1 pseudogene is annotated in these 1,424 nt (G+C 78.8%); it reads left to right on the forward strand.

Annotated features, from left to right (window positions below):
* Positions 1-673: 673 nt before the first annotated feature.
* Positions 674-1,312, forward strand: a pseudogene (locus EF918_RS35705) (pentapeptide repeat-containing protein); the annotation flags it as partial.
* Positions 1,313-1,424: the final 112 nt, after the last annotated feature.

Below are 1,424 nucleotides of genomic sequence, written 5' to 3' on the forward strand. Positions count from 1 at the left end.
CAGTGTCTCGGGGGCTCGGAGATGTGAATAAGCGCCAGCCGGCAAGGCCACCCCACCGCCCGAGTCCCGCCGTGACCGCCCTGACCGGGCCGCATCCCGCGACCGCCGGGCCCAGGCCGCGTCCGGCGGCCGCGCCGAGCGCGAGGACGGCCAGGGGCGCACGAACCGGACCACAGCGGCAGGCGACACCCGCGGGGACCGCCCCGACCGCCGGGACCGCCCCGAGCGCGGGGACCGCCGGGACCGTACGGCCCGGCCCGCGTCGGCCGGGGACCGCCGGGACCGTACGGACCGGGCCGCGTCGGCCGGGGACCGCCCCGAGCGCGGGGACCGCCGGGACCGTACGGACCGGGCCGCGTCGGCCGGGGACCGCCGGGACCGCCCCGAGCGCGGGGACCGCCGGGACCGTACGGACCGGACCCCGCCGGGCAGCGGCCGCGGGCAGCGGAAGCCGGCCGCGAGCGGCCGGCCGGACCGGGACCGGGGGCCGGCGGACGCCGGGCGCGGGGAACGCCGGACGGCGGCTCGGTCCGGGGCCCCGGACCGGACCCAGGCGGCTGCCGAGCGCCGGGAGCGGCGCACCGCGGGCCGGCCCGGGAGTGGCACGGCCGGGAGTGGCACGGCTGGGACCGGTCGGGACACGCAGGGCCCCGTTGCGGCGCGGCACGACGAGCTGAAGGCCGACTGCTCCCGCTGCTTCGCCCTGTGCTGCGTCGCCCTCCCCTTCGCCCGCTCCGCGGACTTCGCCGTCGACAAGGCCGCCGGCACCCCCTGCCGCAACCTCCGCCAGGACTTCCGCTGCGGCATCCACAGCGACCTCCGCGCCTCCGGCTTCCCCGGCTGCACCGTCTTCGACTGCTTCGGCGCCGGCCAGCAGGTCTCCCAGGTCACCTTCGGCGGCCGCGACTGGCGGGCCCACCCGGAGACGCGGCAGCAGATGTTCGAGGTCTTCCCCGTGCAGCGGCAGCTCCACGAGCTGCTCTTCTACGTCACCGAGGCCCTCACCCTGCACGCCGCCCGCCCGGTCCACGCCGAGCTGCGCCGGGCCCTGGCCACGACCGAGGACCTGGTCGCGGCCGACCCCGCCCGGCTCGCCGCCGCCGACGTCGGCGCCCTGCGCCAGGACATCAACACGCTGCTGCTGAGGACCAGCGAACTGGTCCGCGCCACCGTGCCCGGCAAGAAGCGCAACCATCGCGGCGCCGACCTGATGGGCGCCCGCCTGGCCGACGCCGACCTGCGCGGAGCCACCCTGCGCGGCGCCTACCTGATCGCCGCCGACCTCCGCCGGGCGGATCTGCGCACGGCCGACCCCGCCCGGCTCGCCGCCGCCGACGTCGGCGCCCTGCGCCAGGACATCAACACGCTGCTGCTGAGGACCAGCGAACTGGTCCGCGCCACCGTGCCCGGCAAGAAGCGCAACC

Origin of the sequence: Streptomyces sp. WAC06614, from assembly GCF_003949795.1 — a bacterium.
Taxonomy (GTDB): Bacteria; Actinomycetota; Actinomycetes; order Streptomycetales; family Streptomycetaceae; genus Streptomyces.